This is a genomic window from Sedimentitalea xiamensis (genome assembly GCF_030164465.1).
Classification (GTDB): Bacteria; Pseudomonadota; Alphaproteobacteria; order Rhodobacterales; family Rhodobacteraceae; genus Sedimentitalea; species Sedimentitalea xiamensis.
This window is the reverse complement of sequence record NZ_JASNJE010000047.1, coordinates 1-22339: the sequence shown is the minus strand read 5'-3', so window position 1 is coordinate 22339 and position 22339 is coordinate 1. Positions and strand designations below refer to the sequence as shown.

The 22339-nt window shown below is 63.8% G+C and carries 29 protein-coding genes, 2 tRNA genes and 1 pseudogene; 14 read left to right on the top strand and 18 right to left on the bottom strand.

What is annotated here, in order from left to right:
• Nucleotides 1-121, top strand: a 121-nt coding sequence (locus QO034_RS23420; RefSeq protein ID WP_407696803.1) for a biotin/lipoyl-containing protein, incomplete at its 5' end; no start/stop codon positions are given.
• Nucleotides 122-372: 251 nt separating this feature from the next.
• Here the strand turns inward: QO034_RS23420 and QO034_RS21820 are convergent.
• On the bottom strand, nucleotides 373-1059 hold the full coding sequence (locus QO034_RS21820; RefSeq protein ID WP_284487632.1) for a hypothetical protein: 687 nt from the start codon (nucleotides 1057-1059) through the stop codon (nucleotides 373-375).
• A gap of 261 nt (nucleotides 1060-1320) precedes the next feature.
• Between QO034_RS21820 and QO034_RS21815 the strand changes: the two genes are divergently transcribed.
• The 3 genes from QO034_RS21815 (at nucleotide 1321) to QO034_RS21805 (ending at nucleotide 2885) form a co-directional block, all read left to right on the top strand.
• A complete protein-coding gene (locus QO034_RS21815) occupies nucleotides 1321-1623 on the top strand; it encodes an SH3 domain-containing protein (RefSeq protein ID WP_284487631.1) in 303 nt (100 codons plus the stop codon).
• 282 nt (nucleotides 1624-1905) lie between these two features.
• A tRNA-Gly gene (locus tag QO034_RS21810) sits at nucleotides 1906-1980 on the top strand.
• Nucleotides 1981-2138: 158 nt separating this feature from the next.
• The gene (locus QO034_RS21805) at nucleotides 2139-2885 is read left to right on the top strand and encodes a vWA domain-containing protein (protein ID WP_284487630.1); all 747 of its coding nucleotides are present in this window, start codon (nucleotides 2139-2141) and stop codon (nucleotides 2883-2885) included.
• Between the two features lie 10 nt (nucleotides 2886-2895).
• Here the strand turns inward: QO034_RS21805 and QO034_RS21800 are convergent, their stop codons facing one another.
• Nucleotides 2896-3135, bottom strand: coding sequence for an Lrp/AsnC ligand binding domain-containing protein (locus QO034_RS21800; protein WP_284487629.1), 240 nt, complete (start codon nucleotides 3133-3135; stop codon nucleotides 2896-2898).
• A 167-nt stretch (nucleotides 3136-3302) separates the two neighbouring features.
• Here QO034_RS21800 and hisB point away from each other — a divergent pair, with 167 nt between their 5' ends.
• Entirely contained in the window at nucleotides 3303-3890 is a 588-nt protein-coding gene (hisB, locus tag QO034_RS21795) for an imidazoleglycerol-phosphate dehydratase HisB (protein ID WP_284487628.1), read from the top strand.
• 5 nt (nucleotides 3891-3895) lie between these two features.
• Nucleotides 3896-4534 carry an imidazole glycerol phosphate synthase subunit HisH gene (gene hisH / locus QO034_RS21790; protein ID WP_284487627.1) on the top strand — a complete coding sequence of 213 codons (639 nt, stop codon included), beginning with the start codon at nucleotides 3896-3898 and terminating at the stop codon, nucleotides 4532-4534.
• Here hisH and QO034_RS21785 read toward each other — a convergent pair whose 3' ends face one another.
• Nucleotides 4535-4927 (bottom strand): DUF2147 domain-containing protein, encoded by a 393-nt coding sequence (locus QO034_RS21785; protein WP_284487626.1) that lies wholly within the window; start codon nucleotides 4925-4927, stop codon nucleotides 4535-4537. It lies immediately after the preceding gene.
• A 129-nt stretch (nucleotides 4928-5056) separates the two neighbouring features.
• Here QO034_RS21785 and hisA point away from each other — a divergent pair, with 129 nt between their 5' ends.
• Nucleotides 5057-5779 (top strand): 1-(5-phosphoribosyl)-5-[(5-phosphoribosylamino)methylideneamino]imidazole-4-carboxamide isomerase, encoded by a 723-nt coding sequence (hisA, locus tag QO034_RS21780; RefSeq protein WP_284487625.1) that lies wholly within the window; start codon nucleotides 5057-5059, stop codon nucleotides 5777-5779.
• Nucleotides 5780-5781: 2 nt separating this feature from the next.
• Here hisA and QO034_RS21775 read toward each other — a convergent pair whose 3' ends face one another.
• On the bottom strand, nucleotides 5782-6231 hold the full coding sequence (locus tag QO034_RS21775) for a DUF302 domain-containing protein (RefSeq protein WP_284487633.1): 450 nt from the start codon (nucleotides 6229-6231) through the stop codon (nucleotides 5782-5784).
• Between the two features lie 122 nt (nucleotides 6232-6353).
• Between QO034_RS21775 and hisF the strand changes: the two genes are divergently transcribed.
• Both hisF and QO034_RS21765 read left to right on the top strand, forming a co-directional pair.
• Nucleotides 6354-7115, top strand: a complete 762-nt coding sequence (gene hisF / locus QO034_RS21770) for an imidazole glycerol phosphate synthase subunit HisF (RefSeq protein WP_284487624.1) — start codon at nucleotides 6354-6356, stop codon at nucleotides 7113-7115.
• A complete protein-coding gene (locus QO034_RS21765) occupies nucleotides 7112-7429 on the top strand; it encodes a phosphoribosyl-ATP diphosphatase (RefSeq protein ID WP_284487623.1) in 318 nt (105 codons plus the stop codon). Before hisF ends, QO034_RS21765 begins: the two co-directional genes overlap by 4 nt.
• A gap of 97 nt (nucleotides 7430-7526) precedes the next feature.
• Here the strand turns inward: QO034_RS21765 and QO034_RS21760 are convergent, their stop codons facing one another.
• The 4 genes from QO034_RS21760 to rlmB all read right to left on the bottom strand — a co-directional run bounded on the left by QO034_RS21760 (nucleotide 7527) and on the right by rlmB (nucleotide 10086).
• Entirely contained in the window at nucleotides 7527-7997 is a 471-nt protein-coding gene (locus QO034_RS21760; RefSeq protein ID WP_284487622.1) for a CoA-binding protein, read from the bottom strand.
• A 199-nt stretch (nucleotides 7998-8196) separates the two neighbouring features.
• Nucleotides 8197-8586 carry a YHS domain-containing (seleno)protein gene (locus QO034_RS21755; protein ID WP_284487621.1) on the bottom strand — a complete coding sequence of 130 codons (390 nt, stop codon included), beginning with the start codon at nucleotides 8584-8586 and terminating at the stop codon, nucleotides 8197-8199.
• A gap of 243 nt (nucleotides 8587-8829) precedes the next feature.
• A complete protein-coding gene (locus tag QO034_RS21750; protein ID WP_284487620.1) occupies nucleotides 8830-9159 on the bottom strand; it encodes a hypothetical protein in 330 nt (109 codons plus the stop codon).
• A gap of 144 nt (nucleotides 9160-9303) precedes the next feature.
• Nucleotides 9304-10086: a 23S rRNA (guanosine(2251)-2'-O)-methyltransferase RlmB gene (gene rlmB, locus QO034_RS21745; RefSeq protein WP_284487619.1), complete on the bottom strand. Its 783-nt coding sequence runs from the start codon at nucleotides 10084-10086 to the stop codon at nucleotides 9304-9306.
• Between the two features lie 122 nt (nucleotides 10087-10208).
• Between rlmB and QO034_RS21740 the strand changes: the two genes are divergently transcribed.
• The 3 genes from QO034_RS21740 (at nucleotide 10209) to QO034_RS21730 (ending at nucleotide 11120) form a co-directional block, all read left to right on the top strand.
• Nucleotides 10209-10292, top strand: a tRNA-Tyr gene (locus QO034_RS21740).
• Between the two features lie 49 nt (nucleotides 10293-10341).
• On the top strand, nucleotides 10342-10836 hold the full coding sequence (locus QO034_RS21735) for a DUF6538 domain-containing protein (RefSeq protein ID WP_284487618.1): 495 nt from the start codon (nucleotides 10342-10344) through the stop codon (nucleotides 10834-10836).
• A gap of 14 nt (nucleotides 10837-10850) precedes the next feature.
• Nucleotides 10851-11120, top strand: a complete 270-nt coding sequence (locus tag QO034_RS21730; RefSeq protein WP_284487617.1) for an integrase core domain-containing protein — start codon at nucleotides 10851-10853, stop codon at nucleotides 11118-11120.
• Nucleotides 11121-11179: 59 nt separating this feature from the next.
• Here the strand turns inward: QO034_RS21730 and QO034_RS21725 are convergent, their stop codons facing one another.
• The 7 genes from QO034_RS21725 to dctP form a co-directional block, all read right to left on the bottom strand.
• Nucleotides 11180-11311, bottom strand: coding sequence for a hypothetical protein (locus QO034_RS21725; protein ID WP_284487616.1), 132 nt, complete (start codon nucleotides 11309-11311; stop codon nucleotides 11180-11182).
• A gap of 12 nt (nucleotides 11312-11323) precedes the next feature.
• Nucleotides 11324-12475, bottom strand: coding sequence for a hypothetical protein (locus tag QO034_RS21720; protein WP_284487615.1), 1152 nt, complete (start codon nucleotides 12473-12475; stop codon nucleotides 11324-11326).
• Between the two features lie 181 nt (nucleotides 12476-12656).
• The gene (locus tag QO034_RS21715) at nucleotides 12657-14174 is read right to left on the bottom strand and encodes a malonate--CoA ligase (RefSeq protein ID WP_284487614.1); all 1518 of its coding nucleotides are present in this window, start codon (nucleotides 14172-14174) and stop codon (nucleotides 12657-12659) included.
• Between the two features lie 4 nt (nucleotides 14175-14178).
• Entirely contained in the window at nucleotides 14179-15432 is a 1254-nt protein-coding gene (locus QO034_RS21710) for a malonyl-CoA decarboxylase (RefSeq protein ID WP_284487613.1), read from the bottom strand.
• Entirely contained in the window at nucleotides 15429-16745 is a 1317-nt protein-coding gene (locus QO034_RS21705; protein WP_284487612.1) for a TRAP transporter large permease, read from the bottom strand. The genes QO034_RS21710 and QO034_RS21705 overlap by 4 nt, the downstream gene beginning before the upstream one ends.
• A complete protein-coding gene (locus tag QO034_RS21700) occupies nucleotides 16745-17293 on the bottom strand; it encodes a TRAP transporter small permease (protein WP_284487611.1) in 549 nt (182 codons plus the stop codon). The genes QO034_RS21705 and QO034_RS21700 overlap by 1 nt, the downstream gene beginning before the upstream one ends.
• Before the next feature lie 55 nt (nucleotides 17294-17348).
• A complete protein-coding gene (gene dctP / locus QO034_RS21695; protein WP_284487610.1) occupies nucleotides 17349-18335 on the bottom strand; it encodes a TRAP transporter substrate-binding protein DctP in 987 nt (328 codons plus the stop codon).
• A gap of 139 nt (nucleotides 18336-18474) precedes the next feature.
• Here dctP and QO034_RS21690 point away from each other — a divergent pair, with 139 nt between their 5' ends.
• A complete protein-coding gene (locus tag QO034_RS21690) occupies nucleotides 18475-19128 on the top strand; it encodes a GntR family transcriptional regulator (RefSeq protein ID WP_284487609.1) in 654 nt (217 codons plus the stop codon).
• A 7-nt stretch (nucleotides 19129-19135) separates the two neighbouring features.
• Here the strand turns inward: QO034_RS21690 and QO034_RS21685 are convergent, their stop codons facing one another.
• Entirely contained in the window at nucleotides 19136-19816 is a 681-nt protein-coding gene (locus QO034_RS21685; protein WP_284487608.1) for a DUF1045 domain-containing protein, read from the bottom strand.
• A 146-nt stretch (nucleotides 19817-19962) separates the two neighbouring features.
• Here QO034_RS21685 and QO034_RS21680 point away from each other — a divergent pair, with 146 nt between their 5' ends.
• On the top strand, nucleotides 19963-20760 hold the full coding sequence (locus tag QO034_RS21680) for an SDR family NAD(P)-dependent oxidoreductase (protein WP_284487607.1): 798 nt from the start codon (nucleotides 19963-19965) through the stop codon (nucleotides 20758-20760).
• Between the two features lie 19 nt (nucleotides 20761-20779).
• Here the strand turns inward: QO034_RS21680 and QO034_RS21675 are convergent.
• Both QO034_RS21675 and QO034_RS21670 read right to left on the bottom strand, forming a co-directional pair.
• Nucleotides 20780-21577 (bottom strand): annotated as a pseudogene (locus QO034_RS21675) (IS5 family transposase).
• Nucleotides 21578-21689: 112 nt separating this feature from the next.
• Nucleotides 21690-22339 (bottom strand): biotin/lipoyl-containing protein (locus QO034_RS21670; protein ID WP_284487606.1); only part of this gene is annotated, 650 nt, incomplete at its 5' end.

Sequence of the window (22339 nt, the reverse complement as noted above, 5' to 3'; positions counted from 1 at the left end):
CATCGAGGCGATGAAGATGGAAACCGGCCTCCACGCCGAACGCGACGCCACCGTCAAGACCATCCACGTCCAACCCGCCAGCCAGATCGACGCAAAAGACCTCCTCATCGAAATGGAATGAGCCGTCCCTCTCCGGCAAGGATCAATCGGTTGGCCATGCGGGGCGGCAGCAGTGCGGGCAAGTCCGGTTTCAGCCCCAACGCGGATGCGTCGCTTGGCGAAAATCCCGCGACAGCGGGCCTTCGCTGCGCGATCCACGAACTGGCGGGGGGGACGATTCAGACCTTCGGTCTGCGGACGGGACCGGAGCTCCTCAATTTGCGCAAGGGCCTCAACCAGATTATCGATCTATCGCCCTGCCGTTGCCTTGACCTATTCATCGCTTTTGATCTTTGGGTAGTCTTCCCGATCAAGGAATGGGTCCTTCTCCCAGCCCTGTTCGGCTTGAATGATTTCTCGCATTACAACTCCGCACCAGTGATCAAGAAATTCGCAAGCCTGCTCGAATTCTTCGAATAGTTGATCCTGTCGATATCCAACGCGGTCGGAACTCTTATTCCGTCCGAACGCTTTTTTGCGTGAGGTGCCGAATCTAAACAGATCGCCCGTTGGATCGATTGCATGTATGTTCTCGACGATCCCGTCGGTCGCTACCAAACGCGCATCGTTGTCGATCGGATAGCCGTTTTCGATCAACCAATCACGGCCTTGATTCCAAAGATCTCGCAGGTCATGCTTAAACCGAACCTTTCCGGCTTTAGCGCCAACTTTCCACCCAATGGTTTCAATCATCGATTTTAGAGAAAGTTCGAGTGTCTGGCGGATCATGTGCAGAACTGGGGCTGTCCAATTCGACAAATGAGGGTCCTCGCGCTGTCGCGCCATCAGCGCCAGCGCCGAAAGCTTGAAGTCTAATGCGGCCAATCCATAGTCAAAGTCTGCGTTGTGATTTTCGCAATACGAGACGCTGGGGTTTGTAGCCTTCAAAGCTTCGGTTGGGCCACTCCATATTTCAAAATGGAACCTATCGACAGGATTGTCATCGGGGTCATAAGCCATGCGATATTCTTATCAGATCAAAGGGGACATGGCACGTCGACGTCTTCCCAAAGTATGCTGCGCAGACCACGAATCTCGTGGAAGGGCTCAGACCCGCCAATCGCCGCGCTCCGTTTGAAGGTCCGTTGTCGGCCGCCATCACCGGAAAGCGCCCCACCGCCCGCCAACGGACGACGCACGCATCCCCACCGAACTTCCCCGATTGCCGTCGCACCGCCCCCTGGCCTAGACTGGCGGCGAGGCAGACAACAGGAGACTCCGATGCGCAGAGCGTTTACCGGCGCGCTGGCCGCCGTGATGGCGGTGGCGCTGTTCGCCGTGCCCCCGGCCCGGGCCGGGTCCGGCGGGCTTCACGAAGTCGCGGGCGTCGATGACGGCGACATGCTCAAGATGCGCGCCGGGCCGGGCACCGGCTACCGGATCCTGCTCGGGCTGCCCAATGGCACCGCATTGCGCCTGCACGAATGCCAGCAGACCGGCAGCACGCGCTGGTGCCTCGTCTCGCTGCGCCATGCGCGGGGGGTCAGGGGCTATGTCTCGGCGGGCTACCTGCGCCGCCGGTAACGCCTTGTTCATGCACCGGGGGCGCGCACCGCGTTAACCGCCCCCAGGGCGGCGCATGCGCATCGCGCGTATGCACGCGGTATGCACGCGGTGTGCACGGGCTGCACAGCCGCCATGACCCGCAAAACAAGGGTGTTAACCCGGTTTCGCGCGATTTGCGCCGTGTCGCCCGCCCGCCTGTTGCGCAGCGCCCCGCCGACGGGCGAGAATTTTTGCCATCCGGTCCATTTTTCCCCTTGCAGCGCGGCACGGTTGTTTATATCTCACGCCTCACCCAAGGACGCGGGCGTAGCTCAGGGGTAGAGCATAACCTTGCCAAGGTTAGGGTCGTGAGTTCGAATCTCATCGCCCGCTCCATTTTACCGGACAGACAGAGAAATGGAGCGCCGCCGGGACCGGCAGCGATTGCCGCGGCCGTCAGGATCATTGGACAGGAATCGCCGGGAATGGCATCCTTGCCCGGATGCCGCGGGCAGGGCCTGCGGATCGCAGGCAACAGCGGGGCCGTCAAGCCCATGACAACACGTCTGAAATTCGCAAATGCGGCCGCCGCGCTGGCGGCGTTTTGCAGCTTCGCCCTGGCGGGCGGCGGGATGTCCCAGCCCCGGCAAAACTGCACCGACGACGCGATGCTGGTGTTCGACGCCTCCGGGTCGATGGCGGAAATGGGCTATAACGGGCTGGATGCGCCCCGCATCGTCGAAGCCCGCGCCGCCCTGCGCGACGCGCTGCCATCCATCACCCCCTACCGCCGGCTCGGCCTGATCGTCTATGGCCCCGGTTCCGGGGACTCCTGCGCCAATATCGACCTGCGCTTCCTGCCCCGCCCGGACGCCGCCGGGGTCATCATCGCGGATGTGGACCGGGTGCAGCCCGACGGCGACACCCCGCTGACCCAGTCGGTCCGGAACGCCGCCGACGCCCTGCGCTACAAGACCCGCCCCGGCACCATCGTGCTGGTGACGGATGGCAAGGAAACCTGCGGCGGCTCCCCCTGCCTGCTGGCCGCGGAACTGGCGCAGACCGGCCCCGGCCTGACCGTGCATGTCATCGGCTTCCGGGTGCGCAGCGCCTTCTTTTCATGGAAGGATTCGCCCGATGCCGGAAACGGCGACGGGCAGACGGTGGCCCGCTGCCTGGCCGACCGCACCGGCGGCCACTATGTCTCGACCGAGAATACCGCAGACCTCGTCCGCGCCCTGCAACTGACGCTGGGCTGCCCGCTTTACGGCCATGGGTCCCGGTGGCGGCAGACCGGCTGACCGGGCGGGGTCAGAACGCCTTGAAGGTGATCGTTGTCAGCGACCGTTCGATACCGTCGATATCGAGCAGGTTCTCGTTGATATACTTGCCGACATCCGCGCCCTCCGGAATGTAGAGCTTCATCAACAGGTCGTATTCGCCGCTGGTGGAATAGAGTTCCGAATGGATTTCCCGCAGCGCGATATCCTCGGCCACCTTGTAGGTGGTGCCGGGTGTGCAGCGGATCTGGATATAGACGCAGGTGGTCATGGGCGGCCTCTTTCTGACGATGCCCGCAGGCTGGCACGCCGCATCGCGGGGTGCAATCCCCCGCGGTCGCGGCACGGCGGACACAGCCCGGCGGAGGTTGGTCGTCAATGGCTTGGAACCCGCGGAAACTGCGCCTATAAGCGGCGCGACCCTACAGGACCAATGCCATGCGCAGCGCCAGCATCACCAGGAAAACCGCCGAGACCGACATCTCCGTCCGGATCGACCTTGACGGCACCGGCAGCTATGACAACCGCACCGGCGTGGGGTTCTTCGACCACATGCTGGACCAGCTGGCCCGCCATTCGCTGATCGACATGACGATCCGGGCCGAGGGTGATCTGCATATCGACGATCACCACACGGTCGAGGACGTCGGGATCGCGCTGGGTCAGGCACTGACCCAGGCACTTGGCGACAAACGCGGAATCACCCGCTACGGCGCCTGTCTCCTGCCGATGGACGATGCGCTGGTGCGCACGGCGCTCGACCTGTCGGGCCGGCCCTACCTCGTGTGGAACGTGGATCTGCCCACCGCCAAGATCGGCACCTTCGACACCGAACTGGTACGCGAATTCTTCCAGGCCCTCAGCACCCATGGCGGTATCACCCTGCATGTGGATCGACTGCACGGGCTGAACAGCCACCACATCGCCGAGGCCGCGTTCAAATCCGTCGCCCGCGCGCTGCGCGAGGCGGTTCAGACCGATCCGCGCAAGGCCGACGCGGTGCCTTCGACCAAGGGCGCGTTGTAACGGCGATGCTGACCGCGATCATCGACTACGAAAGCGGCAACCTGCATTCTGCGGAAAAGGCGTTCCAGCGCATGGCGAGCGAAGTCGGCGCAGGAACCGTCGTCGTTACCGCCGACGCCGATGTGGTGGCCCGCGCCGACCGCGTGGTGCTGCCGGGAGACGGAGCGTTTCCGGCCTGCGCCGCCGCGCTGCGCGGCCACTCCGGCCTGTTTGACGCCCTGGTCGAAGCCGTGGAGGTCAAGGGGCGTCCGTTTCTCGGCATCTGCGTGGGGATGCAGCTGATGGCGACCTGGGGCCGGGAATACGAAGACACGCCGGGACTGGACTGGATCGGCGGAGAAGTCGTCCGCATCGCGCCAAGGGACACGGCGCTGAAAGTGCCGCATATGGGCTGGAACGACCTCGTTCTGGATGCCGACCACCCGGTCTTTGACGGGATCGCCGCCGGTGACCACGCCTATTTCGTGCATTCCTACCAGTTTCACGTCGACACTCCGGCAGATCGGCTCGCCCATGTGGACTATGGCGGCGACGTGACCGCGGTCATCGGGCGCGGCACGATGCTGGGGATGCAGTTCCACCCGGAAAAAAGCCAGGCCGCCGGGTTGCGGATGATCGCGAACTTCCTGCGCTGGACCCCCTGATCAGTTCGCCCGCGTCCAGGTTCCGCCGTCGCGGCAGACCATCAGGATGCACCCGGAGATCGCCAGTCTGTCGCCGCTCAGCTGCATCTTGGACTTGTAGGTCTTGTCGCGATCCGGCGACCAGACCTTGCCGTCGGCATAGGCCCCGCCGCCCTTTGATTCCATGTCCCAGATGATGCGCTTGCCGACATTGGGCGACGCCATTTCCGCGCCCGTCCCGTCATAGGCCCTGACCAGCGTGCCGCAGATCTTCGACCCGCAGGCCTGCACCTGGATCAGGCCGGTATTGCCATTGTCGTCCGGGGCCGTCCGCCAGTTTCCGAACACCGGATCGGCCGCGGCCATCCCGGCCAGGCCCGCCGCACATATCACACCTGCAATCAGCCGTTTCATTTCCGCCCCTCCCGTTTGCGCTTACTGTGGCGCATTCGGGCGGCATCTGGCAAGCGTGACCCGGCGGCGCGTTGCAATTGCCGTTCCGCCCTGCCATATCGCGCCGGCAAGACAAGTCAAAGGTGCGCCATGATCCTCTATCCCGCAATCGACCTCAAGGACGGGCAGGCCGTGCGGCTGCTGCGCGGCGACATGGACAAGGCCACGGTGTTCAACGCCGACCCCGCCGCCCAGGCCCGCGCCTTCGTCGATGCGGGCTGCGAATGGCTGCATCTCGTGGACCTGAACGGCGCCTTCGCGGGCGAACCGGTCAACGCCGCCCCGGTCGAGGCGATCCTTTCCAGTTGCGATGTGCCGGCGCAGCTCGGCGGGGGCATCCGCGACATGGCGACCATCGAAAGCTGGATTTCCAAGGGCTTGGCCCGCGTGATCCTCGGCACCGTGGCGGTCGAGAACCCGGACCTCGTGCGCGAGGCGGCCCGCGCCTTCCCCGGCAAGGTCGCCGTCGGCATCGACGCGCGGAACGGCAAGGTCGCCACCAAGGGCTGGGCCGAGGAGACCGATGTGAATGTCACCGATCTCGCCAGATCCTTCGAGGACGCGGGCGTCGCGGCGATCATCTATACCGACATCAACCGCGACGGCGCGATGCAGGGGCCGAATATCGAGGCCACCGCGGCGCTGGCCCGCGCGGTCTCGATCCCGGTGATCGCATCGGGCGGAGTCAGTTCTCTGGCGGACCTGATCGCCCTGCGCGATTGCGGCGCACCGCTCGACGGGGCGATCTCGGGCCGGGCGCTCTATGACGGGGCGCTCGACCTGAAACAGGCGCTGGCTGCCTTGCGCGGCTGACCCTACTCCGCCGCCCTGGCGGTCAGCTTTTCCAGCGCCCCCCGCATCATGCCGACCTCCGGCATATCGTCGTCCACGTCGAGATCGTCGAGCGTTTCTTCTGGATCCTCGTAGGCCAGCCAGACCTGACCGTCCTTGTCGGCATAGGCCAGCACCCTGAGCGGCAGGAACAGCCCGGCAATCGGATCTGCCTGCATCACCGGCGTGCCTATCTTCGGATTGCCGAAGATCAGCAGCTGCATGTCGCCCAGATCCGTATCCACCGTCCTGGCCCCGGCCCCGTGATCGATCCGCGCGAACACCGTTGCCCCGGCGCCTTCAACCGCCGCCTGCAAGGCATCCATCGCCGCGCCCACCGACTTGTCGGTCTTGACCCGTATCAGGTCGTCGGCCAAAGCCTGTCCTGCCCCCGCCACGGCCAGGACAGCCGCCAGAATGAAATGTTTGCGCATGTCGATCCCTTTCTTCTGAAACTTGCCTTCGCAATCTCTCCCCGGCGTGACGCCATGGTCCATTCACATCTCTGGTATCGGCGCGGTTTTGCCATTAGGAGATGGGCCGAAAGGATTCAGACATGCTCAAGACCCGCATCATTCCCTGTCTCGATGTCGCCGACGGCCGCGTGGTGAAGGGCGTGAATTTCGTCGACCTGGTCGATGCCGGCGATCCGGTGGAATCGGCCCGCGCCTATGACGCCGCCGGGGCCGACGAGCTCTGTTTCCTCGACATCCACGCCACCCATGAAAATCGCGGCACCATGTTCGACGTGGTGCAGCGGACGGCAGAGCAATGCTATATCCCGCTGACCGTGGGGGGCGGCGTGCGCTCGCGCGAGGACGTGCGCGACCTGCTGCTGGCGGGGGCCGACAAGGTATCGTTCAACTCTGCCGCCGTGGCCCGCCCCGACGTGGTGGCCGAGGCCGCCGACCAGTTCGGCAGCCAGTGCATCGTGGTCGCCATCGACGCCAAGACCGTCAGCCCCGGCAAGTGGGAAGTCTTCACCCATGGCGGGCGCAAGCCGACCGGCATCGACGCGGTCGATTTCGCCCGCACCGTGGTCGCCAAAGGGGCCGGGGAAATCCTGCTGACCAGCATGGACCGCGACGGCACCCGCGCCGGCTTCAACCTGCCGCTTACCCGCGCCATCGCCGATGCGGTGCACGTGCCGGTGATCGCCTCCGGCGGCGTCGGCACGCTGGATCACCTCGTCGAAGGCGTGACCATCGGCGGCGCCAGCGCCGTGCTCGCCGCGTCGATCTTTCATTTCGGCGATTTCACCATCCGGCAGGCCAAGGAACACATGGCCGCCGCCGGCATCCCGATGAGGCTGACATGAACGTTCTGGACGATCTCGCCAAGACCATCGCCGCCCGCAAGGGCGCCGATCCCGACAGTAGCTGGACCGCGAAACTCTTCGCCAAGGGACCCGAGAAATGCGCCGAGAAATTCGGTGAAGAAGCCGTCGAAGCCATCATCGAGGCGGTCAGGGGCGACCGCGACGCCCTGACCCGCGAAGCCGCCGACGTGGTCTATCACCTGCTCGTGATGCTGGCGGCGTGCAACGTGACCCTTGCGGACGTGCTCCAAGAACTGGAGAAACGCCGATCCGTCGGGGGGCTCGCCGAAAAAGCCAGCCGCCCGGCCCCGTAATCATCTCTTCCTCTTGCGGAAAATACTCTCGGGGTGAATTGATCGAAGATCAAGAGGGGCGGAACGCCCCTGCGCTACGCCCCCGCCGCACCCGGCTTTACAATTTCGATGAAATGATCCCGGTGGCAAACCCGCCCATGCGCAACTCGCCGAACAGACGCTGATATTCGATCTTCGGACACCTGTCCTGAATAACCGTCACGCTGCGGGCCTCCGCTTTTGCCGCGGCTTCGGCATGGCGCACGCCGATCTGCATCCAGATCGTTCGCAGCCCCTGCAGCTGCTCCAGAGCCTCATCGACGATCGGCGGCACCGCCTCGGACCGGCGGAAGATATCCACCATGTCCACCGGCTGGTCGATCTCGGACAGGGACCCCACGATCCTGCGGCCAAACAGCGATTCGCCGGTGTGCAGCGGGTTGACCGGAATGACGGTATAGCCCTTCAATCCCAGGTATCGCGCGACATAATAACTTGGCCGCACCGGATTGACCGAGACGCCGACCACGGCAATCACCTTGGCGCGGGTCAGAACCTCTTTCAGAAGATCGTCGGAATACACTGTCATGACGGCAGCATAGCGGGTTCACGGCACAAGAAAAAGCGCCCAAGACACATGGCCTTGGGCGCAAAGTGCGGAACGAGGGACAGTGAAATGATCCACGGATGTTCCGATCCGTGGTCACTAAAGATGTAGGCATTGTTTCTCTGCGAAAAAGACCCGCTCGCATATCTGTGAAAAGCCACGGGCTAGCGCCGGTTTCCGGCTATTTCGCCGCCAGGACCTCCGGCCACCTGGCTCCGGCCTCCGCCACATTTCCGGGAACATCCACGATCCACGCCTGCATGGCCTTGCGATCGCGGGTGAGATAGAGCTTTCCTTGGTAAATATGCCAGACCCTGGGATCGGTGCTCACCACGACCCCCTTGGCGACCCCGTAGGCGCAATAGCCGCCGAATTGCGGCGCATAGGCCCTCGGGTTGGCTTCGAACAACTGCCGGTTCTCGTCCGTCTCGAATTGCCAGACCACGCCCTTCCAGATCACCGAATGGGTCGGCGCGCCGGGTTTCGGTTCCGTATCCAGAAAATAGGACACGACGTCATACCCATCGAGCGCCACGTCGTCCGAAGCGGCAAACATACCGGAACCGGCCATTGCAGCCATTGCGGCGCAGAAAGACCAGACCACCGACAGTCCGAACAGAATGCCTCGCCGGACGTAAAACTGATGCAGATTCCCCATGCGCCGAGAATGGCGATTCGTCGCGATCAAGAAAAGCCGTCATACGCAGTTGTGAATACTCTGCGTGCGCCGTGAGTCTTGTTGAACACGCATGAGACGGCAGGGCACCCCGTCCGGCACCCGAACCGCCGCGTTCTGGCTAGGCGACGCGGACACCTAGTCCAGCAAGTCCTCGATCACGTCGAAGGCTTCCTCGAACAGTTTCGACATCAACCCCTTGCGGCGCTTGCGCGGCTTCGTCTTGACTGGCTTGACCGGCGTCCTTTGCGCCCAGGTCGCGGCCGGGCCGATCTGGGCATGCGATACACCGTGCCGACGTTCCCGCGCGGGCTGGCCGTTCACTCTGTCGGCGCGCAGCATTTTCAGGTTGTGCAACGGCGCCCCGCAGGACGAGCACGCCAGTTCATGCCGCTGCTTCCCGGCCAGAACCAACGCCGCACGGGTGCCGCAATAGCAGCAGGTGGCGATCTTCGTTACCTGTGGCATGTCCGTCCGGCTTTCCCTTCGCTTGCAGAGACATATTGGGCCGGCGGTCGGAAATGCAACCGCGTCGCGGCGAATTGGCCTTGCGTGACGGCGGTTTAGATCGCGGATATTCGGGCAGGGAAGGCGGCGGTTCCTGCTGCGGATTCAACCGTCGTCATGACCACGCGACGCGTAGAGCGCAACGGCGGCTGCATTGGAAACGTTCAGGGATCCGAACGGTCCGGCGGCCCGGATCCTGACCAGATGATCGACGGTTTCCTTCGTCTTCTGCCGCAGGCCCGGCCCTTCCGCTCCGAGAACCAGCGCAACCGCACGGTCGGTCTTGCCGTCCAGAACCGTTTCGATGGTCTGCTCTGCCTCCCCGTCCAGCCCAAGCACCAGGTAGCCCATGTTCTTCAGTTCCAGGATCGTGTCCGACAGGTTGCGGACTCTGAGATAGGGCTGGCGTTCGAGCGCACCGCTGGCCGTCTTGGCCAGCGCCCCGGTTTCGGGAGCGGAATGATGCCGCGTGCCGATGACCGCCGATGCGCCCAGCACTTCGGCGCTGCGCAGGATGGCACCCACGTTGTGCGGATCCGTCACCCTGTCCAGCAGGATCACCCGCGGCGCAGCCTCTCCGATGCAGACCTCCGACAGGCTGCCCCAGGACAGGGGTTTCACCTCGAGCGCGGCCCCCTGGTGCACCGAACCCGGATCGATCGGCGCCGCGAACTTTCGCGCATCCACGATTTCGGGGAGGATGCCCGCGGTCTCTATGGCGTCCGCCAGCCTGGCCTGCGCGTTCAGGGTCACGATCAGCCGCAGTTTCACCCGCCGGGAATTGAGCAGCGCATCGCGCACCGCGTGCAGCCCGAACAGCCAGACGGTTTCCTCCCCCTGGGCCTTCCGCGCCTGTTCCTTTTCGACAACCCACTTGGGCTTTTTCATGCGACCATTCCCCGGCAAGGCCTGCGAACCCGGAGCGCAAAAACATCGGATTTTCCTGTTGACGCTCCTCTGGAGCGCTTGTAATCACGCCTTCACGTCAGGCGCAATGCGCGTCTGCCAGTGGGCGACAGGCCGCAAGGTGTGGCAGGGGACTGTAACTCCCTCGCGGAGACGCACGCCTGGTTCGATTCCAGGGTCGCCCACCAATCCTAACCAAATCAATAGCTTAGGCTGCAAAACCGCAGGTGGGCCACAATGGTGGGACACATCATGCACCTCGCATCCTATCCGAGCATTTCCCGGCACGGCATTTTCTACTTTCGCTTCCCGCTCCCTGTGGACCGCCACCCGGCCCTAAAACGAAGTCATATCAAGGTCTCATTGGGTACAAGAGACCCCCGAATCGCCAAGTCTCTGGCCCGCCTGCTCACAATCGCTGGACAATCCATCGTGACCCGGCCCATGGTCCGCGCCATGCGATACGACGAAATACGCGAACATGTACGCGACCACTTCGGTCAGTTGCTGGTACAGTTTCGAGAGCGGAGCGCCTCAAATGGCCCGGTCAACGGCTTGGATATGGACGCGCTGTGGGCCGCTCAGGGGCTGTCTGATGATGACGCGCGCTTGCCATACACGCGAGGGCACTTGTCGCGCTCCGGCAAGGCAAGCACTGCCAGCTCAGCTCTCGAGCACGCGCTTATCGCCAGGTTCGGTACGCTCGGCCGCATCGGGGCGCCGTTCTGCTGAGGTCCGACAACGGTTTGGTCTTCACCAGCCGCCACTTCACGGCGCTGGTCCGAAGCTACGGTCTGAAGCAGGAGTTCATCACTCCTCACTGCCCCCAGCAGAACGGCATGGTCGAGCGCGTCATCCGGACACTCAAGGAGCAATGCGTTCGCCGCCACCGCTTCGAAAGCATCCAGCATGCGGTACGGGTCATCGGAGACTGGATCAGCGTCTACAACAACCGCCGACCTCATCAGGCGCTTGCCATGCACACGCCAGCCGAGGCGTTCAAATTAGCGGCTTAACCTGAGCAAATTCCGCAGGGTCGATACAATGTTGGCGCGGCATCGTCGCCACCTTTTGATCATTCGACTGGGAAATTTGTATCGACTGCGCGCAACGCGCGGATCAGGACTTCAACGGCGTTTTCTGCGACTTGGGAACCTTCGGTTCCGCCTGCCAGCCGGCGGACCTTGCCGTTGTCGGTATCCTGCAAGACCTTGCGGCCTCACCTGGCCTGATCGGCATCATGGTCGTCCAGATCCGGAATGCTGTCGATGGACAGGCCCAGCATGTTGTGCATCGCTTCGAGCGACTGGGGTTCGAGATCCGCGATGTCATGCGGCGCATAGGCGGTCGACAGCGCGCTGACCTGTTCGTCCTTCTGCTCGGCAAGCGTGTCTGTGACCTCCGCGATCCGGTCGGCAAGATCGGCCTGTTCGTTCTGTGCCGCGACCGTCGCATTGATTTCGGCTGCCGCCGCGGCGATCGCGTTCGCGTTTTCCGCGTCCGCCGGGTCCAGCCCGGTCATCGCCGCCGCCACATCCGACAGGTCCGATTCATAGTCCGGCGACTCCGGGTCAAGCGCGTCGATGGCCTCGGCGATGTCTTTGGGCGTCGCGGTCGCGTCATCGGAGATGTTGTCCAGCACGAAAGCCTCGGTTGTCGGAACGCTCTCATCGACCCGGTCAAACAGCCCGTTCAATTCGTCCGTCAGGGCGATGACGCCCAGGGTCGCGATCTCGTAGCTGGCGATCTGGCCCACCCGGCTGTTCGGAGCGGCGTTGGACCGGGCGGTCAGGCTGGCATGGGCCGCATTCAGACCCTTGAGATTGGATGCGATGGCCCCGTTGTTGCGCGCTTTTGGGCGTGCCGATGTAACCGGGCTGAGCGAAACCGAGTGTCTTGAAGACGCCCGGCTGACCGAAGCCGTTTTCGAACGGTTGTTCTTGCCCGAGCCGCCGAAGAACCCGCTGATGGCCGCGCCCAGCCCCTTGCCATTTCCATTGCCAGCCCCCTTGCCGAAGCCGAAGCCAGAGCCGTGGTCGCGACTTTTGCCGCTGCCTTTGCCGACTCCGGTGCCGGCGAAGCCGTGGCCTTTACCGGCTCCGCCACCCCAGCCGTTGCCTCCCGCGGCGCCCTGTCCGTTGCCGTTGCCGCCACTATTGCCGCCACTATTGCCGCCGCCGTTGCCGCCACCATTGCCACCGCCGTTGCCGCCACCATTGCCACCGCCGTTCCCACCACCGTTGCCGCCGCCGTTTTTCGCGTAGGCTTGATCGGCGCTGAATCCCAGCGCGGTGACGGCGAGCGCGTAGGGCGCGGTGGCCATACCGACTGCGACGGAAAAAGAAAGCAGGGAATTGGCAAAACGTGTCATGTGTTCATCTTCCGGTTCAGGGCTGTGCCGGACTTGGGTGCACGGCCCGCCGCTCCTGTCCGACTCTCCGGTATTGAACCACGGATCACACCGCCAGGGCAAATCCGGCATTGGCGGAAATACGCCCGGTCCGCCCCAAATATACGGGAAAGCGCGGATCGGAATCGCCGCCCTTGACGGATCAGCTGCCCGAGAAAATATCCTTGAACCGGTCGCGCAGCAGGTTTTTCTGCACCTTGCCCATCGTGTTTCTGGGAAGTTCCGACAGCAGCAGCAGCCTGCGCGGATGCTTGAAGCGCGCCAGCGATTTGCCGACCGCGGCCGCGATGGCGTCCAGATCGGGGTCCGCGCCCGGTTCGGCGACCAGAACCCCGACCACGGTTTCGCCGAAATCCGGATGCGGCACACCGACGACGGCGCTTTCCAGAACGCCGGGTTGATCGTCCAGCACCAGTTCGATTTCCTTGGGATAGATGTTGTAGCCGCCGGAAATGATGAGATCCTTGTTGCGCCCGACGATCTGCACATAGCCCCGGTCGTCGATCAGCCCCAGATCGCCGGTGATGAAGAAGCCGTCCTCGCGCAGTTCCTCGCGGGTCTTTTCCGGCATCTGCCAGTAGCCCTTGAACACGTTGGGTCCCCGCACCTCGATCTGGCCGATCTCGCCGTCCGGAAGGCGCGCGCCGGTTTCCGGATTCGTGATCTTGAGTTCGACCCCCGGCAGCGGAAACCCGACCGTTCCGGCCCGGCGTTCCCCGTCATAGGGGTTGGAGGTGTTCATGTTGGTTTCGGTCATCCCGTAGCGTTCGAGGATGCGGTGCCCGGTGCGCTCTTCGAACTGGACATGGGTTTCCGCCAGAAGCGGCGCGCTGCCGGAGACGAAGAGGCGCATGTGGCGGACCAGGTCGCGGGTGAATCGCGGATCGTCCAGCAGCCTTGTGTAGAAGGTCGGCACCCCCATCATCGTCGTGGCCATGGGTAGCGCGGCGATGATCCGGTCCTGATCGAATTTCGGCAGGAAGATCATCGACCCGCCGGCGACCAGCGTGATGTTGGTCGCCACGAAAAGCCCATGGGTGTGAAAGATCGGCAAGGCATGCAGCAGCACATCGGTGTCGGTGAACCGCCATTGATCGGCCAGCACCTCGGCGTTGGACAAGAGATTGGTCTGGGTCAGCATCGCGCCCTTGGAGCGCCCGGTGGTGCCCGAGGTGTAGAGAAACGCCGCTAGGTCGTCCGCGTCCCTGGCCACGGTTTCGAAAGAATCGGGTGCGGACTCGGCGCGATCGCGCAAACTGCCGCTGCCATCGGCGTTCAGTGTTTCCAGAACGGCCCCTGCCGCGGCGGCCACCGGCGCCAGCGCCGCCTGTCTGGACCCGTCGCAAACCAGAATGCGGGCACCGCTGTTTTCCACGAAATACGCGACTTCGTCTGCCGTATAGGCCGTGTTCAGCGGCAGGAACACGATCCCCGACTGGATGCAGGCGGCATAGATCGCCAGCGCCTCGGGGGACTTCTCGATCTGCGCAGCGAGCCGGTCCCCCGCTTGCGCGCCGAGTTCGCGGAAGACATGCGCAAACCGGGCGGCGCGGGCCAGGAACGCCGCATGGGTGACGGTGCCGCCGCCATCCAGATGCAGGAAAGGCGTTTCCCGACCCGCGTATTTGCCGAAGAGACTGTCAAAAAGCGGATTTGCCATTCTGTCACCTTTGCGCGAGTTGTGCTTGTGCCGCATCTGCTTGTGCCCTGACCTTGGGCGATGCCGCAATATCCCTGGCCGCGGCATAGCGTTCATGGTTCTGGGAAATCAAGGCAAGGTCATAAAGATAGTTTACCATCATACCGCCGGACTGCGCGATCCCGTTCGCCGAGGTATCCGCATTGGCATGGACCGCGTGGACAAGCGCACCGTTGCCCAGATGGAACCGCGCCACCGGGTCATAGGGGCTTCCGTCCGGACGCTTGGCGTTCAGAAGGTAATAGGCCGCGCGTTCGCGCTGTCTTGCCGGCGTGCCGTCCGGCAGTTCGACGCCGGTTTCCGTAATCCACCGGGTCAGATTTGGAATCGGCGACAGAGTGACAAAGGTCTTCAGGTCCGGCAATTCGCGGGACAGGTCGGAAACCACCTGCTTGATCAGCGAATTGCCAAAGGAAATCCCCGCCAGCCCCCCCTGGCAATTGGAGATCGAATAGAACACCGCCGTATCCGCGTCACGCGCGGCGATCACGCTGCGGTCCTCGGTCAGCAGCCCCTGCACCGAGCCGGGGACGCCCTTGGTCAGGGCGACCTCGACAAAGATCAGCGGTTCGTCGGGCATGGTCGGATGGAAGAAGGCGAAACAGCGCCGGTCCTCCGGCTGCACGCGGCCGCGAAGGTCGTCCCAACTGTGGATCGCATGGACCGCCTCGTAGGCAATGATCTTTTCCAGGATTCCGGCGGGGCTTTCCCAGTTGATCGGGCGCAACACGAGAAACCCTCGGTTGAACCATGAGGCGAACAGGTGCTGGAGATCCAGATCGACCACCGCAAGCTCCGGCGCGTCCCGCATCAGCCGCAAAAGATCCTTGCGCATCTCGACCAGTTGCCCGGTGGCTCCCGGCACCTGGTTCAGCCGCCGAGTCAGTTCCTGCCGGCACGCTTCGGATGCGTCCAGGACGCGACGGTAGCTCGCTGTGTCCGGTTCCGCCTCATAGGCGTCCAGTGCTTCACGCACAAGATGAGGATCTATCCCCATATCACTGACCAAAAAGGAGAAAAATGCCTTTTTTTCGCGATCCTTCATGTTGGAGTAGCGATCCAGGACATGACGGGCCAGCACCATTCCCGAGACCTCGCCCGAACTGCTCATCAGGTCGCGGCACAATTCTTCGATCGTGCGCCCGCTGCGGTCCGGTTCGCTTGACGCGCGGTAGCGCCGTTCCAGAACCGTGGAAAGAAGGTCGGCCAGGAAGCTCATGCGCCCGCTCCCATCACCACGTCCGGCAGCCAGGTGGCGAGTCCGGGAAACAGGCAGAGCAGGACGATGGCCAGCACCATGCAGGCAACAAAGGGCAGGGAGCCCGCCAGGATGGTCTTCAGCGATATGTCCGGCGCGATGCCGTTGATGACATAAAGGTTCAGGCCGACCGGCGGACTGATAAGACCGATCTCCATGTTGATGGTCAGAACCACGGCGAACCAGATCGGGTCGAACCCGGCGGTGGTGATGATCGGCAGCAGGATCGGCGCCGCCATCAGGATCACCGCCACAGGCGGCAGAAAGAACCCGGCGACCAGCAGGAACAGGTTGACCGCGCCCATCAGCACCCAGCGGTTGACCTGAAGCGTGCCGATCCATTCGGCGATGGACTGGGTGATGAACAGGCTCGACAGCATGTAGGAAAACACCCCGGCGGCGGCGATGATGAAGAGGATCATCACGCTTTCCTTGGTGCTGTCGCGCAGCACCAGCCACAGGTCGCGCGGATGCCACAGCCTGTAGATGATAACGGCGATCACCAGGCAGAGCAGCGCCCCGACGGCGGCGGTTTCGGACGGTGTCGCGATGCCGCCATACATGGCGTAGAGCACGCCGACGATGATCGCCAGGAACGGCAGCACACGCGGCAGGATCTCGAACCGCTGGCGCCATGAATAGCTGCCCGCGTTCAACAGAACCGCATTGCCGGACCGCCAGGTGGAATAGAGCGACCACGCCATGAAGAGCCCGACCAGCAGCAGGCCCGGAATGACCCCGGCGAGGAACAGGCGACCGATGCTGGTTTCCGTGGCGATGCCATAGACGATCATGGTGACGGAGGGCGGGATCAGGATGCCCAGCGTACCCCCTGCAGCGATGGACCCGGCGGCGACCCCGTCCGGATAACCGCGCTTACGCATCTCGGGGATGCCCATCTTGCCGATGGCGGCGCAGGTGGCGGGGCTGGATCCGGACATGGCGGCGAACAGCGCGCAGGCACCGAGGTTGGAAATGACCAGCCCGCCCGGCACGCGGGTGAGCCAGCGTTCCAGCGCCTCGTAGAGGTCGGCGCCGGCGCGGGTCGATGCAATGGACGCGCCCATGATGATGAACATCGGAATGGACAGCAGTGCGAAATTGTCGAGCTTTCCGAAAAGGATTTCCGGCATCAGTTCAAGGCTGCGCATCCCGTCGAACGCGATCAGGAAACCGGCGGAGACAATCAGCAGACCCAGCCCGACGGATACCCCGGAAAACAACACCATGATGGTGATCAGCGCCACGCAGGCGCCCAGCAGCAGAGGGTCCATCAGCTGTCCTCCAGCCCGAAGGGCGCGTCGATGTCCAGGATCACCGCCACGAGGTCGGCCACCAGTTGCAACAGGAACAGCCCGAAGCCGATCGGCAACGCCAGGTAGGGAATCCAGAGCGGCACCGCCCAGACCGTGTCCGACGTCCAGCCGCGCGACCAGGCGAAATGCCAGTAGTCATAGCCATACCACAGCATCACCGCGACGATGGCGCAGGACAACGACAGGGTGAAGATGGCCAGGATCTTGCGCACCGGTCGGGCCAGCGACAGCGGCACGAGATCGACATTCACATGGCCGCGCAATCGCTGGACATAGGGCAGGCCGACCAGCGTCGCGCCGATCACCAGGTAGATCACCGCCTCGGTCTGCCAGATTGTCGAGCCATTCAACACAAACCTGATGAAGATCATCTGACAAGTGATTGCAACTGCCGCGACAATCATCCCCGCCGATATCCAGCCCGCAACGGTGGACACAGTCGCGACAAGGCGCAGGAACCGATTGTCGCCGACCTTGGCAGCAGAGGCGGAACTGTGGCCAGCCATGGTTTTTCCCTTCAGCTCGTGCCGAGGGCGACCCGTGTCCGGGCCGCCCGGAAGATCATTCGACGGCCAGAGCCATGTCCAGCAGCGCCTGCCCGTCCGGGACCTCTTCGACGAAGGCCCTGTAGGAGGTTTCCTGCGCGATCGCGCGCCAGGCCGCGAAATCCTCGGGCGTCATCTGTGCGATCTCGACGCCCGCATCGCGGAACACCTCGACAGACGCCGCATCCTGTTTCTTCGCCTCTTCCAGATAATAGGCTTCAGCCTTCTCCGCCCCGGCAAGGATCGCCTGCTGCTGCGCCTCGGTCAGCCCTTCGAAGGTCGACTTGTTCATCAGGAGCGGCTGATACATGAACCACAACGCCACATCGCCCGCGGGCGTGTAGCACGCCACCTGCTCGTATATGCGGTAGGACACGAAGGACGACGACGATGTGTTCGCCGCGTTCAGCACGCCGGTCTGCATCGCGTTGTAGATTTCCGAACTGGCCATGGATGCGATCGACGCCCCGGCCCCCGCCAGCATCTGTTCGAACGCCTTGCCCGCCGCGCGGGTCTGAAGCCCCTCCACGTCCTCGGGTTTGGTGATGCACTTGTCCTTGCCTGCGAATCCGCCGGCGAGATACCCGTGCACCAGCACCATCACGTCGTCCTCCGCCATCTTCGCCTCCAGAGCTTCCATGAAGGGCGAATTGCTCAGACGCGCGGCGTGGTCATGGTTCTTCACCAGGCCCGGCATCAGCGTCAGGTTGTAGGCGGGCTGCTGGCCGCCGGCATAGGACAGCGGCAGAACCGCCATGTCGAGCTGTCCCCGGCTGAGGGGCTTGTATTGCTCGCGCGGCTTGAACAGCGACTTGGACCCGAAGATCTTGATCTCGAGATCGACATCCGCCGCCGCCACTTCGTCCGCGACGATCTGCGCGATCTGGTGCCGGACGTCCTTGTTGGACCACTGGTGCGACAGGCGCAGTTCCGTGGCCCCGGCCGCGTTGCCCAGGGCCAGAAGCGCGGCGGCTGCGGTGATTGTCAGAAACTTGGTTTTCATCTTGTCCTCCCATGTCGCCCGCTCAAGTTCGTTTCGGGCGTGCCTTGCAAGTGTTCGCGTGCAAGCATTCAGAGTCAAGCTTTTTGCATACAAAAAATCCCGTATTGCGCACACGAACGGTCTTGTCTACGGTTTCCCCATGAGCCGAAGCCGGACCGACAGCATCGCGGACGATCTCGAAGAAATGATCTTCACCGGTCAGTTCAAGGACGGCGACCGGCTGGACGAAATCCGTCTGGCCGCGCGGTTCAACGTCTCCCGCACCCCGATCCGGGAAGCATTGCAGCGGCTGGTGTCTTCCGGGCTGGCGGCGCAGATGCCGCGCCGGGGGGTGTTCGTCCGCCAGCCCGGCCCTGTCGAACTGCTGGAAATGTTCGAGACGATGGCCGAGATCGAAGGCGTCTGCGGCAGGCTGGCGGCCCGTAGAATATCCGACACCGCCTTGCAGGACCTGGCAGCGGCAAACGCGCGGTGCCAGGACGCGATCGCGGCCCGCGACACCGATGGCTACTACCGGGAAAACCAACTGTTCCACCAGATCATCTATCGCCAGTCCGGCAACGGCTTCCTGGAAAAGGAAGCCCTGCGCCTGCAACACCGGCTGAAACCGTTCCGTCGCATCCAGCTGCGGTTGAGGGGGCGCATGGCCCAATCCATGGCCGAACACGAGACGATCGTGTCGGCGCTGACGGATGGCGATGCCGGCCGCGCGGCGGATGCCCTGCGCGACCACGTCGCCGTTCAGGGTGAAAAATTCCACCACCTCATGTCGCATCTGAAATCTTCGGCCTGACGCCGGATCAGGCCGCGGCACCCAGAGATCGCCGGTCGATGGCATGAAAGGCGCCGTCTGCGTCCTCTCCGACAAGCGTCAGCGCATCGATGCGCAAAGGATCGGGCAAGACACCTGCAATACGTGGCCGCAGCATTTGTTCCGCCGCTTCGCGAGTCTGCGGATCGAGCCGTCCGGTCAGGGTGATGTGAAAGCGGAACTGGTCCATCACATGAGGATAGCCCCACTCCCGCAGGTGGCGGGCCTGATCCGGGGTCAGACCGGGCTTTTGCCGCCGGGCCAGTTCAGCATCCGACAGGGGCGCCCGGAACCGGTCAAGCCCCCGGACGACCCGGCTGGCCAGGTCCATGACCTCCGGGCAGGACTGTTCCGGCGCCAGCGCCAGAAACCGCCCCATCCGCGTCAGGCGCAAGCCGGCGATGTCCACCGGGTGCAACCTGCCGCAAAGCCCGGCGAATGCGTCCCGAACGTCGTCCTGTGTCTGCCGCCCCCGCATCCGGAAGGGCGGCTTGATCGTGGCATGAAACCCGTATCTGCGCGGCGCTTCGGTCACCCGCGCGATGTCCAGTCCGGCATCGTCCGGCTGGACTCGCATCCGTCCCGCAACCAGATCCCAGCCCAGCCAGGCGGCTCCGAACGCTCCAAGCGAACCTGTCGGCACGAAATAGACCGCGAGTCTCTGATACATCGGCAAGCCCCCTGATCATCACGCACCGAGAGCAGCAATGCCACAGCCTTCGAGTGACGCCAACCGTGACGACGGCAGGGTGGCATGTTGATTTCGGTCCTGAAACGGTGTCACCGTGGCTGAACGCAAACACAGAGGTAAAGAACATGAACGACATGGAGGGACGGATCGCACTCGTGACCGGTTCCGCGACCGGGCTGGGCCGGGCGATGGCGGTGAAGCTGGCCGAGCGCGGGGCGGAGGTGATCATCAACTATTCCCGCTCGCAGGTCGAAGCGGAAGAAGCCGCGGATCTCTGCCGCGCCACGGGCGCGCAGGTTCAGGTCGTCCGGGCCGATGTCGCCGAACCCGACGGCTGCCGCGATCTGGCCGATGCCGCAGGACGCCGCGGGCGTCTGGACATCCTGATCAACAATGCCGGGATCACCCGCCACGCCCGCGATCATTCCGATCTGAACGCCCTGTCGAAGGCCGACTTCATGGACACCTACGCAGTCAATGTGGTTGGCCCGTTCCTGATGCTGCAGGCGACCAAGCCCCTGCTTGTCGCCGCGCATGGTCAATCCGGACGCGCCAGCGCGGTTTTGAACACCTCGTCCATCGCCGGGATCAAGGGCATCGGATCCTCGGTCGCCTATGCCGCCTCCAAGGGCGCGCTCAACACCATGACGATATCGCTGGCGCGGGCGCTGGCCCCGGCGATCCGCGTGAACGCCGTCTGCCCCGGATTCATCGGCACCCGCTGGTTCAAGGACGCGATGGACGCCGACGCCTATGCCGGGACCGTCAGCGCGATCGAATCGATCACGCCGCTGGCCGTCGCCTCCGGACCGGACGACATCGCCGATGCGGCCCTGTTCTTCGTCTCTGACGCCGCGCGCCACGTGACCGGAGAACTGATGCTGGTCGATGCCGGGATGCACCTTGGCAAGGCGCGGCCCTAGGCTCCAGCCTCATTGAGTTTCAAAGCCAGTATATGACGGTTGCCGCGAGAGCGATGGCTGAGAGGAAGACCTTTGGACAGCGGTCATAGCGGGTCGCGACGCGTCTCCAGTCCTTGAGCCTGCCGAACATGATCTCGATCACTGCCCGGCAGTGCATTGCGCAGCAATGTCACGAGAGGGGCGGTTTCGCCGTTTGTAGCGCCGCTTGTCGTATTTCACCGGTTTCTTCCGCTGTTTCCGGCCTGGATGCATGCACGTATCCCTTTGTCTTTCAATGCTTCTCTGAACCAGTCGGCGTCATAGCCGCGGTCCCCGAGCAGCCAATCGACATCCGGCAGGCTGCTGAGCAATGCCCGTGCGCCGATGTCGTCGCTGACCTGTCCGGCGGTGACGAACAGGTTGAGCGGCCGGCCCTGGCTATCGCAGATGGCGTGCAGTTTGGTGTTCATGCCGCCCTTGGTGCGGCCAATCAGGCGTCCGCGCCCCCCTTTTTCACGCCCATACCGGTCGCTGTCCGGTGGGCCTTCAGATAGGTGGCATCGATCATGACGGTCTTCTCTTCGCCGTGTCCGGCAGCCAGACCCGCCATCATCCGGGCGAAGATGCCCTTATCGCTCCACCGCTTCCACCGGTTGTACAGCGTCTTGTGTGGGCGGTATGCGCTCGGCGCGTCGCGCCAGCGTAAGCCATTGCGATTGATGAAGATAATCCCGATCAACACACGTCGGTCATCGACGCGGGGTTTGCCGTGAGACCTGGGGAAGAAGGGTTCAAGACGCGCCATCTGCGCATCCGTCAGCCAGAAAAGATCAGACATGCCCACCGCTCGGTTTTCGAACCGTGAATCACCCCGTCAGGCGGAAATAAATGGGTCCTGACCCTAGCCACTTTCGGGCATCGCCGTTCGGACAATACGGGGCCGCGCGGGTTCACTCCAGTTCCACCAGAAGGTCTTTTGCGTCGATCTGGCTGGCGGGTTGGACGTGGACGGTCTTGACGGTGGCGTCGCGTTCTGCGTGCAGGCCGGTTTCCATCTTCATCGCCTCGATGGTCAGCAGGAGGTCGCCCTGTCTGACCTTCGCCCCGGCCTGCACCGCCACGGTGGCGACGACGCCGGGCATCGGCGCGCCGATGTGGCGGGGGTCGGCCGGGTCGGCCTTGGGGCGTTGGGCGGTGGCGGACTTGACCATCCGGTCGGGCACCCGGATCACGCGGGGCTGGCCGTTGAGTTCGAAGAACACCTTGACCTCGCCGTCCTCGCCGGTTTCGCCCACTGCCTGCATGCGGATTTCCAGCGTCTTGCCGGGGTCGATTTCGGCCGAGATCTCGTCGCCCGGTTCCATGCCGTAGAAGAAGGTCGTGGTCGGCAGGGTGCGGACCGGGCCGTAGATCCGGTGCCGACCCATGTAGTCGAGAAACACCTTGGGATACATCAGGTAGCCGTTCAGGTCCTCGTCATCGACCTCCTTGCCTTCCATCTCGGCGCTGGCCCTGGCGCGGGCCTCTTCCAGGTCGGTCGGGGGCAGGTGCTTGCCGGGGCGTTCCATGTTCGGCGCCGCGCCCTTCAGCACCTTGGCGG

Coding starts and splice junctions, on each gene's coding strand:
- QO034_RS21820 (WP_284487632.1), bottom strand. CDS start 1,059: ATGGCTTATGACCCCGATGACAATCCTGTCGATAGGTTCCATTTTGAA.
- QO034_RS21815 (WP_284487631.1), top strand. CDS start 1,321: ATGCGCAGAGCGTTTACCGGCGCGCTGGCCGCCGTGATGGCGGTGGCG.
- QO034_RS21805 (WP_284487630.1), top strand. CDS start 2,139: ATGACAACACGTCTGAAATTCGCAAATGCGGCCGCCGCGCTGGCGGCG.
- QO034_RS21800 (WP_284487629.1), bottom strand. CDS start 3,135: ATGACCACCTGCGTCTATATCCAGATCCGCTGCACACCCGGCACCACC.
- hisB (WP_284487628.1), top strand. CDS start 3,303: ATGCGCAGCGCCAGCATCACCAGGAAAACCGCCGAGACCGACATCTCC.
- hisH (WP_284487627.1), top strand. CDS start 3,896: ATGCTGACCGCGATCATCGACTACGAAAGCGGCAACCTGCATTCTGCG.
- QO034_RS21785 (WP_284487626.1), bottom strand. CDS start 4,927: ATGAAACGGCTGATTGCAGGTGTGATATGTGCGGCGGGCCTGGCCGGG.
- hisA (WP_284487625.1), top strand. CDS start 5,057: ATGATCCTCTATCCCGCAATCGACCTCAAGGACGGGCAGGCCGTGCGG.
- QO034_RS21775 (WP_284487633.1), bottom strand. CDS start 6,231: ATGCGCAAACATTTCATTCTGGCGGCTGTCCTGGCCGTGGCGGGGGCA.
- hisF (WP_284487624.1), top strand. CDS start 6,354: ATGCTCAAGACCCGCATCATTCCCTGTCTCGATGTCGCCGACGGCCGC.
- QO034_RS21765 (WP_284487623.1), top strand. CDS start 7,112: ATGAACGTTCTGGACGATCTCGCCAAGACCATCGCCGCCCGCAAGGGC.
- QO034_RS21760 (WP_284487622.1), bottom strand. CDS start 7,997: ATGACAGTGTATTCCGACGATCTTCTGAAAGAGGTTCTGACCCGCGCC.
- QO034_RS21755 (WP_284487621.1), bottom strand. CDS start 8,586: ATGGCCGGTTCCGGTATGTTTGCCGCTTCGGACGACGTGGCGCTCGAT.
- QO034_RS21750 (WP_284487620.1), bottom strand. CDS start 9,159: ATGCCACAGGTAACGAAGATCGCCACCTGCTGCTATTGCGGCACCCGT.
- rlmB (WP_284487619.1), bottom strand. CDS start 10,086: ATGAAAAAGCCCAAGTGGGTTGTCGAAAAGGAACAGGCGCGGAAGGCC.
- QO034_RS21735 (WP_284487618.1), top strand. CDS start 10,342: ATGGTGGGACACATCATGCACCTCGCATCCTATCCGAGCATTTCCCGG.
- QO034_RS21720 (WP_284487615.1), bottom strand. CDS start 12,475: ATGACACGTTTTGCCAATTCCCTGCTTTCTTTTTCCGTCGCAGTCGGT.
- QO034_RS21715 (WP_284487614.1), bottom strand. CDS start 14,174: ATGGCAAATCCGCTTTTTGACAGTCTCTTCGGCAAATACGCGGGTCGG.
- QO034_RS21710 (WP_284487613.1), bottom strand. CDS start 15,432: ATGAGCTTCCTGGCCGACCTTCTTTCCACGGTTCTGGAACGGCGCTAC.
- QO034_RS21705 (WP_284487612.1), bottom strand. CDS start 16,745: ATGGACCCTCTGCTGCTGGGCGCCTGCGTGGCGCTGATCACCATCATG.
- QO034_RS21700 (WP_284487611.1), bottom strand. CDS start 17,293: ATGGCTGGCCACAGTTCCGCCTCTGCTGCCAAGGTCGGCGACAATCGG.
- dctP (WP_284487610.1), bottom strand. CDS start 18,335: ATGAAAACCAAGTTTCTGACAATCACCGCAGCCGCCGCGCTTCTGGCC.
- QO034_RS21690 (WP_284487609.1), top strand. CDS start 18,475: ATGAGCCGAAGCCGGACCGACAGCATCGCGGACGATCTCGAAGAAATG.
- QO034_RS21685 (WP_284487608.1), bottom strand. CDS start 19,816: ATGTATCAGAGACTCGCGGTCTATTTCGTGCCGACAGGTTCGCTTGGA.
- QO034_RS21680 (WP_284487607.1), top strand. CDS start 19,963: ATGAACGACATGGAGGGACGGATCGCACTCGTGACCGGTTCCGCGACC.